The organism is Alteriqipengyuania triglochinis, assembly GCF_054655655.1.
Genome location: NZ_BAAHNC010000001.1, coordinates 656,319 through 672,333 on the forward strand (window position 1 = coordinate 656,319; position 16,015 = coordinate 672,333).

Consider the following 16,015-nt stretch of genomic DNA (forward strand, 5'->3'; position numbering starts at 1 on the left):
TCGTCTTGGTCATCCGCGAAGTGGTAGCCTCGTATGGGCCGGTAGGACACCCATACGGCCCTCAGTCGTCACAGATGCTGCTCGAAATCCATCCTGTGGTGTAGGACACGGACGATCAGAACCGCCTCTTCGGAGGGTTCGTAGAATACGACATGCGCCTGTTGCCGGATGCGCCGCAATCCGGGCGCGAGCTCGTCCGCGCTTCGCCCAAGCATGGGATTGTCGAGCAGCGAGGCGAAGCACTTGGCGAACTGATCGCGATATTTGCGCGCCTGTTCGATGCCGAACTCGGCAATCGTGAAATCGGCTATGTCGGAGAGATCGGCGGCCGCCTTCCGGCTGAGCCGCAGCTCACGCATCGGCGGCAGCGCTGCGCTTTTCCGCCTCGGCCCAGATATAGTTGAGCGACCTGTCGCTCACCCCGCTGTCGAGCCCCTCGGCAATCGCCTGCCGCAATCCCGCAAGCTTCGCCTGCCCCTCCTGATCGCGCCGCACGAGATCGCGGATATATTCGCTGTCATTGGTGAAACCGCCCTCAGCGATCTGACGCTTGATCCACGCGTCCTGCGTGTCGCTGAGTGTAATGGTTTTGCGGATTGTCGCCATGAGGTGCTCCTGATCGGAGCGGTGTATCATACTATTGGTGCTGGCAGCAACGCGGTAGCCAAATCAAAGTCTCGGCCGGCCTATTGTTAGCGACGCGGTTTGCCTGAGAAGGCGAGTGGCCCCCCATTCGTCATTGTATAAGACGCTGCAGTCGAAAAGGCGCTCTCGAATGGCGAGAGCGGTCGCACGATCTCCGGTGAGAGCTCATCAAAAATCTTCGATTCAACCGGTTTATAAGCCCATGAACCGAACGCCCCGTGGCTGTCAGCAAAATCCTTGAAGTTGGGATTATCAGTCAACGTAGCAGCACCAATCCGTAGTCGGATAGAACGGAGGTCTGCGATCATTAATTCTAGGTCTTCGATTGCAAACAAAAACGCTTTTGCTTTGTGGCGCTCTTTAGCCTGACCCAAGTCAGATGTGAGGAATTTCCATCCGTCTACGTACACTGGTGCAGCTCCTGAGTGAACGATCCGATTACGCAAAGTTGCTATTGAGCCGAAATGGACCAAAGCGTCCTTTGCAAGCTCCTGTGCATCGCCGGGGCTGTTTGCTATTCTCATCAAGAGTTTGAGGGCTTCAGACAAGTTAGACACTGTCTGAGAACCAAGCAACGCGCGCACTACATCAACTTGCCTTTTAGTTCTTGCCCAAAATTCGGTTCCTGGCGTGAAGGAATTTACATCCTCAGCTAACAACCCACTTGCAAATCTATCGACAATGAAACGGAGTCCTGACTCCGCATTGGCGTATTCTTGAAGGAATCTCCCCAGCGCAAAATAATAGGCGTCTACGACTGCTTCCGGCCATTCCGTAGTACTCACAGGCTCGCTTAACTCGGGTGTTGGCATTTTAAGTCGCACACTTCCGCTGGTTGGCAGCCCTTAATCCTCCGTCGCGAGCAGATACAGCTGCCGCGCGGTGTCCAAAGGCTTTACCAGCCCCTCGTCCTCGAAGTGCCAGAAGGTCCAGCCGTTGCAGCTGGGGGCGCCTTGCAGGTCCTTGCCGACCTGGTGGATCGAGCCGTTGAGCTTATCGCAGACGAGCGATCCGTCGGCCCGCACCGTCGCGGTCCAGTGCCGCTTTTTGTCGAACACCTGCGTGCCGGGTTTGACGAAGCCCGCCTCCACCAGCGTGCCGAAGGCGACGCGGGGTGCGGTGCGCTTGCTCTGCATCGTGATCAGCGCGCTTTCGTCGAGCGGGAGTTCCTTTTCGATCCGCGCGCGGGCGACCGTGCGATAGGCCTCCTCGCGCTCGCAGCCGATCCATTCGCGGCCCAGCCGCTTGGCGATCGCTCCGGTGGTGCCGGTGCCGAAGAACGGGTCGAGCACCACGTCGCCGCGCTCGGTCGTGGCGAGCAGCACGCGGTAGAGCAGCGCCTCGGGCTTTTGCGTCGGGTGCGCCTTATGGCCGGAATCGTCCTTCAGCCGCTCGCCCCCGGCGCAGATCGGGAAGGTCCAGTCGCTGCGCATCTGAAGTTCGTCGTTGAGCGTCTTCATCGCGCGATAATTGAACTGGTAACGCGCCTTTTCGCCCTGGCTCGCCCAGATCAGCGTCTCGTGCGCATTGGTGAAGCGCGTGCCGCGGAAATTGGGCATCGGGTTGGTCTTGCGCCACACGATGTCGTTGAGGATCCAGAAGCCCAGATCCTGCAAGGTCGCGCCGAGGCGGTAGATATTGTGATAGCTGCCGATCACCCACAGCGCGCCATCGGGCTTCAGAACGCGTCGGCACTCCGCCAGCCAGGCCTTTGAAAAGTCGTCGTAAACCTTGAAGCTGTCGAACTGGTCCCAGTGATCGGTCACGGCATCGACATGGCTGCCGTCGGGGCGGTTGAGATCGCCGCCGAGCTGCAGGTTGTAGGGCGGATCGGCGAAGACGAGATCGATGCTGCTATCGGGAAGTTCGCGCAGCCGCTCGACGCAATCGCCGTCGAGGATTTGGCCCAGCGGCAATGCTGGCGCGGGCGCCGCCGCTGCCTTTGCGCGGCGTGTCGCAGGCTTCGTCGCCGGCCTCGTTTTCGTTTCAACGACCATGATCTGCGTGCATCCCCCAAAAACCGGTCGGTCGGGTGCCCTGATTGGCCCGCCGAGTTATCCACAGGGGGACTCGATGATTCCTCGGCGACTCCGCGTCAAGTCATTCTTGGTAAACCATCCTTTTTTCGTGCCTGAAACGCCGCGAAAAACGCTTTGGAATCAAGCGAAAGCCAGTGCCGTATTGGCCGCGAATGCGCCCAGCATCAGCAGCGCGAAGGGCCGCCCGATGCGGTTCATGAAGCGGCACATCAGCACCAGCAGCAGCGCGGAGGCGGCCATGACCGGCCAGCCGTACAGCAGCAGCTCGCCCGGCAGCGGCTGGCCCGAGATGGTCATCGTGACCCCGCCGATCAGCAGCAGGTTGAAGATGTTCGAACCCAGCACATTGCCTAGCGCCAGCTCGGCATGGCCGCGGAAGGCGGCCACTGCCGAAGCGGCGAGTTCGGGCAACGAGGTGCCCACCGCGACGATGGTGAGGCCGATCACCGCCTCGCTGACGCCCAGATCGCTGGCGATGTCGATCGCCCCGCTCACCAGCCAGCCACCGCCCAGCACCAGCGCGGCGACGCCGGCGGCGAAGAACAGCAGCGACAGGAGGAAATTGGGCGGCGTGGCGGTCTCTTCCGGCTCGGCCTCGACCGTCGCGGGCGGATGGCGGTATCGCCATACGATGTAGACCACCAGCGCGACCAGCAGGCCTACGCCGATATACTGCGCGCCGAGGCCCCACCAGGCGATCGCCCAGACCGCCAGCGTCGCCATCAGGGCGACCACGGAATCGCGCCGCCCGATGCCCGCCAGCACGATCGGCGCGATCAGCGCCGCGCCGCCGAGAATCAGGAGCGAATTGGCGATGTTGGAGCCGACGATATTGCCCCATGCAATCTCCGGCGAACCGCTCAGCACGGCCTGCACGCTGGCGACCATTTCGGGCATGGAGGTCGCCGCGCCGACGATCACCAGCCCGGTGAAGAGCGTCGACATGCCCAGCTTCCCGGCAATGCCGACCGCACCGCGCACCAGCAGCTCGCCTCCGCCGGCCAGTGCGACCAGGCCGATGGCGACGAGGATCAGTGCACCGGTCATGCGCGGCGCCCGCGCAGGAGGATCGCGACGCCGAGCAGCGCGGAGATAATCGAGCCCGAAAGCACGCCCAGCTTCACCGCATTGATCTGCTCGGGGCTGGCGAAGGCGAGGTTGCCGATGAACAGGCTCATCGTGAAGCCGATCCCCGCGATCAGCGAGAGGCCCCAGACCTGCAGCCAGCCGACCCCGTCGGGCAGCCGCGCGATGCCCGATTTCACCGCCAGCCAGGCAAGGCCGAGGATACCCGCCTGCTTGCCGACCAGCAGCCCCAGCGCAATGCCGAGCGGCAGCGGCGCGAGCAGCGCGGCAGGCTCCATCCCTTCGAAGGAAACGCCCGCATTGGCGAGCGCGAAGATCGGCACCACCATGAAGGCGACCCACGGGTGCAGGCCGTGCTCCCAATGCTCCAGCTTCGCCTCGCCGCGCCGGTCGGTCATTGGGATGCACATCGCCAGCGCGACGCCCGCGAGCGTGGCGTGGACGCCCGACTTGAGCACGAAGTACCACAGCGCCACGCCAAGGATCGCGTAGGGGATCGAGGAGCCCACGCGCATGTATCCGAAGCCCGCGAGCAGCACGAGCACGACGGCGGCAGAGCCCAGCATCGCAAGGTCCACGCCGGGAGTGTAGAACAGCGCGATGATCGCGATCGCGCCGATATCGTCGATCACCGCCACCGCCAGCAGCAGCGCCTTGAGCGCCACGGGCACCCGGCTGCCAAGCAGCGCGAGAATGCCGAGCGCGAAGGCAATGTCGGTCGCGGCGGGGATCGCCCAGCCCTGGATATTGCCCGGCTGGCCGAGATTGATGGCGACGAACACCAGCGCCGGGGCGGCCATCCCGCCAAGCGCGGCAAAGATGGGGAGCGAGGATTGCTGCCAGCTGGAGAGCTGGCCCACCAGCACTTCGCGCTTCACCTCCAGCCCCACGAGCAGGAAGAACAGCGCCATCAGCCCGTCGTTGATCCACAGCAGCGCCGATTTCTTGACGCCTTCGCCACCAACCGTCGCCGCGACTTCGGTGCCGAGCATCCCGAAATAGGCGGATGACAGCGGACTATTGGCCCACAGCACCGCAATCGCAGCGGCGACCATCAGCACGATCCCGCCCGCGCTTTCCTGTTTCAGGAAGTCGCGCAGCGACCGCCCGGCACGGGCAAGGATTTCTGGCGGTCTGGGTGCAAGCTTCGGCTCGGTGGTCATGAAAGGCCCCGGATAATCTGTGTGTCAGCCCGTCTGGCAGGCCGCTGGATACGAAACAAGCGCCACACGATCCGCGCGGCGCCTGCTCGGGTTGGCTTGATGCGGCGTCAGGCGCTGCGCGTGGCGCGCCTGCCGGTACCGTTCGCGATGCGATCCTTGAGCGCGAGGCGCATTTTCTTGAGCTGCTTCACGTCTTCCTGCCGAGCGGCCGCGCGGGTCGTATCGATCGCGCGGTTGAGGTCGCGATGCGCCTGACGAAGCTTGTCGATATGGCCTTGCATGATCGTCTCCTTTCAATCGGTACGTCAGCGAGTATCGCAAGTCCGCCGCGATGAAGCCAATTGAAAGGCTGGCACTGTTTCGATAGATTTTATCTATGGCCGTCACCCTGAAGCAGCTGCGCTACCTCGTCGCGATCCAGCAGGAACGCCATTTCGGCCGCGCGGCGCAAAGCCTGCACGTCACCCAGCCCACGCTCAGCCATCAGCTGCGCAAGCTGGAACAGACGCTGGGGGCGGAGCTGGTCGAACGCGGCCAGCCGGTCGCGCTGACGCCGGTCGGGCGCGAGATCGCGCGCCGTGCCCGCGGCATTCTGGGAGAGGTATCGGACATCCAGCGGCTTGCCTCTCGCGTCGGCGGACTGCTGGTGGGTACGATCCGCTTCGGCGTGACCCCCACGCTCGGCCCCTATCTCATGCCGCAGGTCGTCATGCGACTGCATGGCGCGCACCCGGACTTGAAGCTGCACGTGCGCGAGGGGATTCCCGACGATCAGGCACAAGCGCTCGCCAATGGGGATATCGACATGCTGCTCGCCCCTCTGCCGATCGACGATCCGCGCCTGACCATCGAACCGCTGTTTCGCGAACCGCTGCTGCTGGTCGGGCCGACCGACCATCCCTTCCACGCGCGCAGCGATCTCACCATCGCGGATTTCGAGGGCGCGGACATGCTCACGCTCGACCGGAGGCACCACTATGCGCGGCAGGTGCGCGACATCTGCGAGCGGATCGGGGCGAAGGAGTTGCGCGATTACGAGGGCACCAGCCTCGACGGATTGCAGCAGATGGCGGGCTCCGGCCTAGGCCTGGCGATCCTGCCCGAAACCTACCTTCGGTCCGAAAGCGGCGGCGAACACATGGTCCGCCGCTTCGATGTTCCCGACTGGAAGGCGCACCGGTCGATCGCCGCGGTCTGGCGCAAGGGAAGCGTGCTTGCCGATGCCTATCGCCAGATCGCCGCAACCATCACCGAGGAAGCACGGCGGATGCTGGACTGAGCCTCAGGTCGCCGGTTTCAGCCCCGGATCGATACCGGTCATGTCCTTGGAGATTTCCCACAGGCGCGCGGCCAGCAGCGGATCGCGCGCGGTCGCAGTGGCGACCGCCCGGCCCGAGGACGCCCCGGTCGCCTCCATGAAGCCATATGGTCCGAAATACTCGCCGCCCTGCGCGGCCGGATCGGTCGCCGCCTGCAATGCGGGCAGCGCGCCCTGACGCGGCGTATTGAGCAGCGGGGCGGCGAACGGCATCACGATCTTCGCCCAGCCGACCTGCCGCGTAAGCTCGGTCTTCGCGACCCCCGGATGGCACGCGATGCTGGCAATCGGCGATCCCGCCGCACGCAGCCGCCGGTCCAGTTCCAGCGCGAACATCAGGTTCGCAAGCTTGCTCTGGCCGTAGAATTTCTGGCGCGCATATTTGCGCTCGCCCGCGAGGTTGTCGAAATCGATCGTCGCGGGGCGGTGCGCGATGCTCGACTGGATGACGACGCGCGGGTCCGTGCCCTTCGCAAGCTTGGGCAACAGCAGCGACGTGAGCGCGAAATGGCCGAGGTGATTGACGGCAAAGTGCCGCTCGGCCCCGCCCGTGCCGGTCTCCTGCGGCACCCACATGATCCCGGCATTGTTGACCAGCAGATCGAGGCTGTCGACCTGCTCCGCCGCCAAGCGCACTGAGGCGATGTCTTCCAGGTCCAGCTCGACGATGTCGATCTGCGCCCCGGGCACGGATTTGAGCATGGCAGTGCGCGCGCCGCTCGCCCTCTCGCGGTTACGGCACCCCATGAGGACATGCGCGCCATGGGCGGCGAGCACTTGCGCAATGTGATAGCCGATGCCCGTGTTGGCCCCGGTGACGAGCGCTTTGCGCCCGGTCTGGTCGGGAATATCGTCGAACGTGAAGCCCTTCATGCGCGCATCTCCAGTTGCATTTCCAACTGAGCCACCGGTGCGAAGCTGCGGCGGTGCAGCGCGCATGGCCCATGCACCCTCAATGCATCGAGATGCTCTGCGGTCCCGTAGCCCTTGTTCCGTTCCCACCCGTAATGCGGATGGGCGCGCGCGGCGTCGGCCATCAGGCGGTCGCGCCATTCCTTCGCGACGATGCTGGCAGCGCCGATCGCGGGCTCCTTCGCGTCACCGCCCACGATCGCGCGCGCCGGCCAGCGCCAGCCCTCGCAGCGACCGGCGGGGGTCAGGTTGCCGTCGACCAGCACCATGTCGGGCGCGCGACCCATCGCTTCGGCCACGCGCGCGACCGCCAGCGTCATCGCCAGCATGGTCGCACCAAAGATGTTCAGCCGGTCGATCTCTTCGGGCTCGATCTGGGCGACGGCCCATGCGCACCGCCGCCGGACTTGCTCGTCGAGAGAGGAACGCTTGGCCGGGCCGAGCTTTTTGGAATCGTCGAGCCCACCCGGGCGCGGCTTGCACAGCGCCACCGCAGCGGCCACAACGGGACCCGCAAGCGGACCGCGCCCTGCCTCGTCGACACCGACGATCAAGGCACCGGGCGGACAAGACGCCGCGAATTCGGGAAAAGGACTTTTTGCGAACATGACCATGAGCCGCCTAGTTTCGCTTGCCGCCGCTACCAGCTTCGGCCTCGTCCTCTCAAGCTGCGGCAATGCCGCGACGGGGGAGAACGGCCCCAACACCGCCGCGTCGACCGCCAGCGGCGCCCCCGCCAGCGGGCAGGCAGACGAGACCGTCGGCCCCTTCGCGGTGCGCGACATGGGTACTTTCGAGGAGCCATGGGCCGCCGATTTCGTGCCGGGCACGCAGATTCTCATAATTACCGAGAAGGCGGGCACCATCAAGGCGGTCGATACCCAGACCGGTCGCACGATGACCGTCTCCGGCGCGCCGGAGGTCGATTACGGCGGCCAGGGTGGGCTCGGCGATGTCGCCTTCCTCGCCAGCGAAGCCTCGGACACGCTCGGCACGCGCACGATCTACCTCAGCTGGGTCGAGGCCGGTGACGGCGATACGCGCGGCGCGGTGGTCGGGCGCGGGCAGATGGTCTGCGACGGAATGGATTCATGCGCCATCCAAGGCCTCGACATTATTTGGCGGCAGACCCCCAAGGTCACGGGCCGCGGCCACTACTCGCACCGCATCGCCTTCAGCCCGGACGGGAAGTACCTGTTCGTCTCCAGCGGCGAGCGTCAGAAGCAGGACCCCGCGCAGGATACCTCCAATACGCTGGGCACGGTCGTGCGCCTCAATCTCGACGGCTCGCCCGCCGCAGGCAATCCGCTGGCCGACCAGGGCAGCCCGAGCGACCAGATCTGGAGCTGGGGCCACCGCAACCTGCTGGGCCTCCAGTTCGACAGTGCCGGGCGGCTGTGGGATCTTGAACATGGGCCGGCCGGTGGCGACGAGCTGAACCACGTGCAGCGTGGCCACAACTATGGCTGGCCCGTGCGGTCCGAAGGGGACAATTACGACGGCAGGCCGATACCCGATCACACGCCGGACGACGGCTTCACCAAGCCCGCGATCGAGTGGACCCCGGTGATCGCGCCGGGCGACTTCCTGTTCTATTCGGGCACGATGTTCGCCGACTGGCAGGGCGATGCGCTGATCGCGAACCTCAAGGAAGAGAACATCGTGCGGGTGGACATGGACGGCACCAGGGCGACCGAGGCCGCCCGCTACCCCTTCGGCAAGCGCCTGCGCGAGATCGTGCAGGGACCCGACGGTGCGTTGTGGGTGCTGGAAGACGGATCGGGCGGGCGGCTGCGCAAGCTGACGCCTGCGGGGTAGCGGCGCGATCGGGATCGACAGCGGGCGCAGTTGAGACTACCCGGCCCGCCACCATGCCCACCATCGTTCCCATCGAGGCAGTTCCCGACGAACTGCATGAGCAACTGCTCGACGCCGTGTTCGGGCCGGACCGCACCACCCGCACCGCCTATCGCATCCGCGAAGGGCTCGACCGGCTGGACGGGCTGAGCTTCGCCGCGCTCGACGACGAGGATTACCTCGCGGGCACGATCGAGCTGTGGCCTGTCTCGCTGACCGACGAGGACGGGCGGCAATATCCGCTGCTGATGGTCGGCCCGGTCGCGGTCGCGCCGAGCCGCCAGAACGAAGGCTATGGCCGCGCGCTGATGGCGGCTGCGCTGGGCGCGATCGAAGGCCCCGCCACGGTCGAAAAGCCCGCCCTGCCGCAGGTCCTGATCGGCGACCCCGAATATTACGACAAGTGGGACTTCACCGCCGCCCCCACCGGCGGGTGGGACACGCCGGGCCCGGTCGAACGCCACCGGCTCCTCGTGCGCTGCACCAACCCGGCCGTGCTGCCTGCGCGCGGCATGCTGGGGCCGTGGCGGAACGAGAACGGTCGGGACGGCGTATAGAGGCTCTTGCCAATGGCCGCAGGGCCGATTGCGCGCGCCCTGCCCTTCTGCCAGAGAATCGCCGATGCCCTACGAGCCCCCGCCCCACCTCGCCTCGCTCACCCTCTCGCAGATCGCGGAGCAGGTCGAGGCGCGAAAGCTGCCGCCGGTCGATGGCTGGGCCCCGCAGCAGGACGGCGATTCGAATATGCGGATCGCGGCGGACGGCACCTGGTTCCACGAAGGATCGCCGATCAACCGGCAGGGAATGGTTCGCGCCTTTTCCGGCCTGCTGATCCGTGACGGGGACGGCGCGCATTTCCTCGTGACCCCGTTCGAAAAGCTCTCGATCGAGGTGGAAGATGCGGCCTTCATCGCAACCGACATGGTCGTGCGCGAGGAGGAGGGCACCACGGCGCCCCAACGCGCGCTGGCCTTCCGCCTCAATACCGACGAGCTGGTGATCGCCGGCCCCGACCACCCGATCGTGGCGCGCGGCGATGCCGAGACCCCGGCACTCTATCTCGGCGTGCGGCGCGGGCTCGAGGCGCGGCTGAACCGCAGCACCTACCAGCAGCTCGCCGAACATGCGCTTGCTACCGGCGACGACTGGAGCGTCTCCAGCATGGGCGAGACGTTTCGTCTGAAGCCGTGACCTCGCTCGTCGAACGCCTGCAGACGATTTTCGACGAAGGCCACGGCGTCGAACTGCCCGACCTGCTGACCGACCGGCAGTTCGCCGATCGCAATCCGCGCCCGGCAGCTGTGCTGATCCCCGTTACCGATCGCCCTGAACCCGGCGCGATCCTGACCCAGCGCCCCGCCGACATGCGCAGCCACCCCGGCCAGGTCGCCTTCCCCGGCGGCAAGCTCGACCCGGGCGAGGATGCGGTCGAAGCCGCGCTGCGCGAAGCGCACGAGGAGCTGGCCATCCATCCCTCGCACGTGCGCGTAATCGGCGCGACCGACCGCTACCACACCGGCACCGGGTTCGACGTGACGCCGGTGCTCGGCGTGGTCCCGCCCGACCTGCCGCTGGTGCCCAATCCGGGCGAGGTCGAAAGCTGGTTCGAAGTGCCGCTTTCGGTGCTGTTCGACCGCTCGAACTACTCCGAGCATCGCGCGATGTGGAAAGGGGCGGAGCGCCGCTATTACGAGATGCACTACGAAGGCTACCGGATCTGGGGCGTAACGGCGGCGATCATCTTCAACCTTTCGCGCCGGCTGGAAATAACGGAGATATTCGGTGGCTGATCGCTTGCCTGCGGCAGACTGGACGGCGCGCGAAGACCTTGCCGCGCTCGTCGCCGCGCTCGGCGAAGGCAATATCCGCTGGGTCGGCGGCGTGGTGCGCGACACCCTGCTGGGGCACCCGGTGAAGGACATCGACGCGGCCACCCCGCTGCCGCCGGAACAGGTGATCGAGGCCTGCACGGCGGCGGGTATCCGCACCATCCCCACCGGGATCGACCACGGCACGGTCACCGCCCTGCCCGCTGGCGCACCGATCGAGGTGACGACCTTGCGCCATGACGTGAGCACCGATGGCCGCCGCGCGACCATCGCCTTCGCGCAGGACTGGCGCGAGGATGCGGCGCGACGCGACTTCACGATCAACGCGCTCTACGTCGATCCGAAGACGCGCGAGATTTTCGACTATGTCGGCGGGCTGGCGGATCTGGAGGCGCGGCGGGTGCGCTTCATCGGCGATGCGCACGAACGCATCCGCGAGGATCACCTGCGCATCCTGCGCTATTACCGCTTCCAGGCGCGCTTCGGGACGAAGCTCGACCAGACGGCAGAGGATGCCTGTGCGCAGCTTGCGCCGACCATGAAAGGCCTCAGCCGCGAACGGGTGGCGATGGAGCTGCTTGCGATCCTCGCCCTGCCCGATCCCGCGCCCACCATCGCACGCATGCATGCGCGCGGTGTGCTGCCAGTTATCCTGCCCGAAGCCGGGAAGAGCGAAGTCGCCGCACTCGAAGCGTTGATCGCGCACGAAAGGCACAGCGATGCGCCTGCGGGGCCGCTCGTCCGTCTTGCCGCGCTCTTGCCAGCGGTCGAAAGCGTGGCGGAAGGTGTTGCCGCGCGCCTGCGGCTGTCACGCCGCGATCGCGACCTGTTGACCTGCCTCGCGCAGCGCCAGCCGGAAGACGGGAGCGAACCGGAAGCACTCGCCTACGCCCAGGGGCACGCATGCGCCGTCGGTCGATTGCAGCTTGCCGGCCATGATCCGCGCGGGGTTGCGCAGTGGGAAATTCCTCAACTGCCGCTCAAGGGCGGAGAAATCGTACAGCGCGGGCTCGCCGGGGCCGACGTCTCGCGCACGCTACGCGCGGTCGAAGCGCGCTGGATCGCGGAAGGCTTCCCCGACCGGGGGCGGGTTCTCCAACTGCTCGACACCGTGCTGGCGGAGCGCGACTGAATACAACCGGGTACGGCTTGCTCCGCAATCCCTTGCGAATTATCAACCCCAACAACCTCTTAAGCTTACCTTCAGGCGCAAGATTCCAATTATATCTCACCGGATCAGGAAGGCACTGTTGAGCAATCGCCCATGCGGTTGACATCATTTTGCCGCATTTCCATACCGACCGAGCCCGGAAAGCACCTTTTTGGCGCTTTGGTGGCCGCCACGTGCGGACCCTCTTTCGGGAGAAATCGTATTGTGGGGAAACCCCATGCCGCGTCCTCGACGGTCGTGGCCAGCAAGGAGAAGACTTTATGAAGTTCAAGACCGCTTTCGCCGCCGCTGCCGCCCTGACGCTGGCGACCACCGCCCACGCGCAGGTCGGCCCCGAAGTCGGCGCCACCATCTACACGTCCGAGGGCGAAGAAGTCGCGACCATCGAATCGCTCGAAAACGGCATTGCCGTGGTCAACACCGGCACGCACACCGGCTCGATCCCCGCACAGGCTCTGGGCGAAGGCCCCGACGGCCCGGTGATCTCGGTCACCAAGGCGCAGCTCGACCAGCTGTTCGAACAGCAGGAAGCGCAGACCATGGCTGCCCGTGACAAGGCGCTGGTTGCCGATGCCGCGGTGACGACGCCCAATGCGGTCGCCGTGGGTACGGTTGAATCGGTCGAAGGCGATAACGTCGTACTCGCCATGCCCGAAGGCAGCGTCGCGCTGATGCGCGAAAACTTCTCGGCCGATGCGAATGGCGGCTTGGTCGTGCTGTTCACGCAGGCGCAGCTGGTCTCCGCGCTTGAAGGCGGTGTCGCGCCCGAAGCCAGCGAGATGGCCGAAGGCGGCGAGATGGCCGGAGCCGACGCCGAATAAGCGAGCTTGTTGTTTCCCTCGGGGCCACCAGTCCGAGGGTCGCAAGGGGCGGGTCGCATGCCGAAAGGTATGCGGCCCGCCTTTTTTAATACCGGGCCCGTTCCGCGCCGCGTCCGGGGGTGAGATGTCTGACGCTGATGCCTAGAATCGGTTATCCCGCGGGAAGCCCTGCGGCGGCATGCGGCCCATGCCTCCGCGCGCGACCTTCCACTGCCACATCTCGGTCTCGGTCCGGGTGCGCTCGCCCGAGCCGCCCATTTGCCAGCTGAGGCCTTCCTCCAGCTTGAAGGTGGTAACGTCGGACATGCCGCCGTCCTTGTAGCGCTGCAGCTGGACGCCCTGACCGCGCTGCATCTCCGGCATTTCCTCGAGGTTGAAGACCACCAGCTTGCGGTTGTCGCCGACGACCGCGACGTGATCGTGCCCCTCGCCGATATGCGCCACCTTGGCGAGCTTCGCATCGCCTTTGAGGTTCATCACGGCGCGCCCCTTGCGCGTTTCGGCGAGCAGATCGTCGCTCTTCACGACGAAGCCCTTGCCCGGCGTGCTCGCCAGCAGCAGTCGCTCACCCGGCTTGTGCGCCCATGCGGCGACGATGTGCGCCGCGTTGTCGATATCGAGCATGGTGCGCACCGGCTCGCCGAAGCCGCGCGCACCGGGCAGCTTGTCCGCACCCATGGTAAAGAAGCGCCCGTCGTCGGTCGCGATCAGCAGCTTGTCGGTGGTCTGCGCGTGGAACACGAAGGCAAGCTCGTCGCCTTCCTTGAATTTCCATTCCTGCGTCAGATCGACATGGCCCTTCGCCGCGCGGATCCAGCCGCGGGCCGAGAGGATCACCGTGATCGGCTCCTTCTCGATCATCGCGTCCATGCTGAATTCGACCGTCGGCTCGGCCTCGTGGATCGTCGTGCGGCGCGCGCCCAGCGCCGTGTCCTTGCCGTATTCCTTGAGCAGGGCGTTGAGGTCGCGTTTCAGGCGCGTGCGCTGGCGGGCGGGACTGTCGAGCAGCTTGTTCAGCTCCTCCTGCTCCTTCAGCAGTTCGTCCTTCTCCTGCCGCAGCTGCATTTCCTCCAGCTTGCGCAAGCTGCGCAGCCGCATGTTGAGGATGGCTTCCGTCTGCCGGTCGGTCAGGCCGAACTCGGCCATCATCACCGGCTTGGGCTCGTCCTCGGTACGGATGATCTCGATCACGCGGTCGAGGTTGAGGAAGGCGATGATATAGCCTTCGAGCAGTTCCAGCCGGTCCGCGATCTTCGCCAGCCGGTGGCGGCTGCGGCGCTGGAGAATGTCGATCTGGCTCGCGACCCAGTTCTGCAACAGCTCCTTGAGGCCCATCACCATCGGCGTGCGCGTCGCGTCGAGCACGTTCATGTTGAGGCCGAAGCGCGTTTCGAGGTCGGTCAGGCGGTAGAGCGACTCCTTGAGCAGCTCAGGGTCGACATTGCGGCTGCGCGGGACGAGCACGATGCGGATCTGCTCATCGCTTTCGTCGCGCACATCCTCGAGGATCGGGACCTTCTTGTCCGCGATGACCTGCGCGATCTGTTCGATCAGCTTGCCCTTTGGCACCTGGTAGGGGATTTCGCTGATGACCAGCTGCCACTGGCCGCCGCCCAACCGCTCGATCCCCGCCTCGCGGTCTGCCGCGTTCTCCGCCTCGGCGGCATGGAAGCGCGCGCGGATACGGAAGCTTCCGCGCCCGGTCTCGTAGGCGGCGCTGATGGTTTCCGGGCTGTCGACGATCAGACCACCGGTGGCGAGGTCCGGGCCCTGCACCAGCTGCATCAGCTCGGCATGCTCGATCGCGGGGTTCTCGATCACCGCCAGCGTCGCGTCGATCACTTCGGCGACGTTGTGGCTGGGGATGTTGGTCGCCATGCCCACCGCAATCCCGCTGGCCCCGTTGGCGAGCAGGTTGGGGAACAGGCCGGGGAAGATGACCGGCTCTTCTTCCTCGTTATTGTAGGTGGGCACGAAATCGACCGTGCCCTCGTCCAACCCGGACATCAACGCCATCGCGGTCTTGGTCAGGCGCGCTTCGGTGTAGCGGGCGGCGGCGGCGTTATCGCCGTCGATATTGCCGAAGTTGCCCTGTCCTTCGACCAGCGGATACCGCAGCGCGAAAGGCTGCGCGAGGCGGACCATCGCATCGTAGACGGCGGTGTCGCCGTGCGGGTGGTACTTGCCCAGTACCTCACCCACCACGCGAGCGGATTTCTTGTAAGCCGTATCCGGCCCTAAGCGCAGCTGGCGCATCGCCCACAGCAGGCGACGGTGAACCGGCTTCAGCCCGTCGCGCAGATCCGGCAGCGAGCGCGCGGTGATCGTCGACAGCGCATAGACGAGGTAGCGCTCCGACAGCGCAGTTTCGAACTTCGCATCGACGACGGCAGCAGGGGAATCGGGCTCTTTCGAGCCAGGATCGGAAGAAGGCATCGGCTCGCCCTACCACCGGCTCGCCCTGGCCAGAAGCACGGAACGATGGTCTTTCCCCGCCCGTTTACCTCGTGAAACCGCAATTCGACACGAAAGGTAATTTCCATGACCAAGCGCGTGATGATCCTCGCCACCAACGGCTTCGAGCAATCGGAACTGTTCGACCCCAAGCAGAACCTCGAAAATGCCGGCATCGAAACCGAGGTGGTCAGCCTCGAAGCCGGTGAAATCAAGGCTTGGGACAAGGACGACTGGGGCAAGACGATCAAGGTCGACAAGACCGTGGACGACGTCGCCAACTGCGAAGGCTACGACGCCCTTCTCCTCCCCGGCGGCCAGATCAATCCCGACCTGCTGCGCGTCAACGATCGCGCGGTTGCAATCGTTCGCGAGTTCAATGCCGCGGGCAAGCCGATCGCCGCGATCTGCCACGCACCGTGGCTGCTGATCGAAGCCGATCTGGTAAAGGGCAAGACGCTGACCAGCTACCACTCGATCCGCACCGACATGCAGAATGCAGGCGCGAACGTGGTCGATCAGGAAGTGGCCGAAGACGGCAATCTGATCACCAGCCGCAATCCGGATGACATCCCCGCCTTCTCCGAACGCCTGATCAGCCGTGTGAAGGAGCGCGTTTCCGAAAACGCATAACCTCCCCACACTTCCGATTATCGAGAGCCCCGTCGCAGCACTGCGGCGGGGCTCTCGTCCGTCTGGCCAGGGCCCCTTCGGACCCAT

At 65.5% G+C, this 16,015-nt stretch carries 18 protein-coding genes; 8 read left to right on the plus strand and 10 right to left on the minus strand.

Annotated elements, in window-relative coordinates; all coding sequences use genetic code 11:
• Nucleotides 1-68: 68 nt before the first annotated feature.
• The 7 genes from ACYQ0L_RS03325 to ACYQ0L_RS03355 form a co-directional block, all read right to left on the minus strand.
• A complete protein-coding gene (locus ACYQ0L_RS03325) occupies nucleotides 69-359 on the minus strand; it encodes a type II toxin-antitoxin system RelE/ParE family toxin (RefSeq protein ID WP_459787498.1) in 291 nt (96 codons plus the stop codon).
• Nucleotides 352-606: a type II toxin-antitoxin system ParD family antitoxin gene (locus ACYQ0L_RS03330; protein WP_459787499.1), complete on the minus strand. Its 255-nt coding sequence runs from the start codon at nucleotides 604-606 to the stop codon at nucleotides 352-354. The genes ACYQ0L_RS03325 and ACYQ0L_RS03330 overlap by 8 nt, the downstream gene beginning before the upstream one ends.
• An 86-nt stretch (nucleotides 607-692) precedes the next feature.
• A complete protein-coding gene (locus tag ACYQ0L_RS03335; RefSeq protein ID WP_459787500.1) occupies nucleotides 693-1,430 on the minus strand; it encodes a hypothetical protein in 738 nt (245 codons plus the stop codon).
• A 60-nt stretch (nucleotides 1,431-1,490) separates the two neighbouring features.
• Nucleotides 1,491-2,642, minus strand: a complete 1,152-nt coding sequence (locus tag ACYQ0L_RS03340) for a site-specific DNA-methyltransferase (protein ID WP_459787501.1) — start codon at nucleotides 2,640-2,642, stop codon at nucleotides 1,491-1,493.
• A 162-nt stretch (nucleotides 2,643-2,804) separates the two neighbouring features.
• Nucleotides 2,805-3,731 (minus strand): calcium/sodium antiporter, encoded by a 927-nt coding sequence (locus tag ACYQ0L_RS03345; protein WP_459787502.1) that lies wholly within the window; start codon nucleotides 3,729-3,731, stop codon nucleotides 2,805-2,807.
• On the minus strand, nucleotides 3,728-4,933 hold the full coding sequence (nhaA, locus tag ACYQ0L_RS03350) for a Na+/H+ antiporter NhaA (protein WP_459787503.1): 1,206 nt from the start codon (nucleotides 4,931-4,933) through the stop codon (nucleotides 3,728-3,730). The genes ACYQ0L_RS03345 and nhaA overlap by 4 nt, the downstream gene beginning before the upstream one ends.
• 107 nt (nucleotides 4,934-5,040) lie before the next feature.
• A complete protein-coding gene (locus tag ACYQ0L_RS03355) occupies nucleotides 5,041-5,214 on the minus strand; it encodes an HP1242/YdcH family protein (protein WP_459787504.1) in 174 nt (57 codons plus the stop codon).
• A 95-nt stretch (nucleotides 5,215-5,309) separates the two neighbouring features.
• Here ACYQ0L_RS03355 and ACYQ0L_RS03360 point away from each other — a divergent pair, with 95 nt between their 5' ends.
• Complete coding sequence (locus ACYQ0L_RS03360; RefSeq protein ID WP_459787505.1) at nucleotides 5,310-6,212, plus strand: hydrogen peroxide-inducible genes activator; 903 nt, start codon at nucleotides 5,310-5,312, stop codon at nucleotides 6,210-6,212.
• Nucleotides 6,213-6,215: 3 nt separating this feature from the next.
• Here the strand turns inward: ACYQ0L_RS03360 and ACYQ0L_RS03365 are convergent, their stop codons facing one another.
• A complete protein-coding gene (locus tag ACYQ0L_RS03365) occupies nucleotides 6,216-7,124 on the minus strand; it encodes an oxidoreductase (RefSeq protein ID WP_459787506.1) in 909 nt (302 codons plus the stop codon).
• The gene (gene rnhB / locus ACYQ0L_RS03370) at nucleotides 7,121-7,771 is read right to left on the minus strand and encodes a ribonuclease HII (RefSeq protein WP_459787507.1); all 651 of its coding nucleotides are present in this window, start codon (nucleotides 7,769-7,771) and stop codon (nucleotides 7,121-7,123) included. The genes ACYQ0L_RS03365 and rnhB overlap by 4 nt, the downstream gene beginning before the upstream one ends.
• Between rnhB and ACYQ0L_RS03375 the strand changes: the two genes are divergently transcribed.
• The 6 genes from ACYQ0L_RS03375 to ACYQ0L_RS03400 all read left to right on the plus strand — a co-directional run bounded on the left by ACYQ0L_RS03375 (nucleotide 7,770) and on the right by ACYQ0L_RS03400 (nucleotide 12,841).
• Nucleotides 7,770-8,981, plus strand: a complete 1,212-nt coding sequence (locus tag ACYQ0L_RS03375) for a PQQ-dependent sugar dehydrogenase (RefSeq protein ID WP_459787508.1) — start codon at nucleotides 7,770-7,772, stop codon at nucleotides 8,979-8,981. The genes rnhB and ACYQ0L_RS03375 overlap by 2 nt on opposite strands.
• 53 nt (nucleotides 8,982-9,034) lie before the next feature.
• The gene (locus ACYQ0L_RS03380) at nucleotides 9,035-9,577 is read left to right on the plus strand and encodes a GNAT family N-acetyltransferase (protein ID WP_459787509.1); all 543 of its coding nucleotides are present in this window, start codon (nucleotides 9,035-9,037) and stop codon (nucleotides 9,575-9,577) included.
• 64 nt (nucleotides 9,578-9,641) lie between these two features.
• Nucleotides 9,642-10,211 carry a DUF1285 domain-containing protein gene (locus tag ACYQ0L_RS03385; RefSeq protein WP_459787510.1) on the plus strand — a complete coding sequence of 190 codons (570 nt, stop codon included), beginning with the start codon at nucleotides 9,642-9,644 and terminating at the stop codon, nucleotides 10,209-10,211.
• A complete protein-coding gene (locus ACYQ0L_RS03390; protein ID WP_459787511.1) occupies nucleotides 10,208-10,810 on the plus strand; it encodes a CoA pyrophosphatase in 603 nt (200 codons plus the stop codon). The genes ACYQ0L_RS03385 and ACYQ0L_RS03390 overlap by 4 nt, the downstream gene beginning before the upstream one ends.
• A complete protein-coding gene (locus tag ACYQ0L_RS03395) occupies nucleotides 10,803-11,981 on the plus strand; it encodes a CCA tRNA nucleotidyltransferase (RefSeq protein ID WP_459787512.1) in 1,179 nt (392 codons plus the stop codon). The genes ACYQ0L_RS03390 and ACYQ0L_RS03395 overlap by 8 nt, the downstream gene beginning before the upstream one ends.
• A 299-nt stretch (nucleotides 11,982-12,280) precedes the next feature.
• A complete protein-coding gene (locus ACYQ0L_RS03400) occupies nucleotides 12,281-12,841 on the plus strand; it encodes a hypothetical protein (RefSeq protein WP_459787513.1) in 561 nt (186 codons plus the stop codon).
• Nucleotides 12,842-12,982: 141 nt separating this feature from the next.
• Here the strand turns inward: ACYQ0L_RS03400 and parC are convergent, their stop codons facing one another.
• On the minus strand, nucleotides 12,983-15,277 hold the full coding sequence (gene parC / locus ACYQ0L_RS03405) for a DNA topoisomerase IV subunit A (RefSeq protein ID WP_459787514.1): 2,295 nt from the start codon (nucleotides 15,275-15,277) through the stop codon (nucleotides 12,983-12,985).
• Nucleotides 15,278-15,382: 105 nt separating this feature from the next.
• Here parC and ACYQ0L_RS03410 point away from each other — a divergent pair, with 105 nt between their 5' ends.
• The gene (locus ACYQ0L_RS03410; protein WP_459787515.1) at nucleotides 15,383-15,928 is read left to right on the plus strand and encodes a type 1 glutamine amidotransferase domain-containing protein; all 546 of its coding nucleotides are present in this window, start codon (nucleotides 15,383-15,385) and stop codon (nucleotides 15,926-15,928) included.
• Nucleotides 15,929-16,015: the final 87 nt, after the last annotated feature.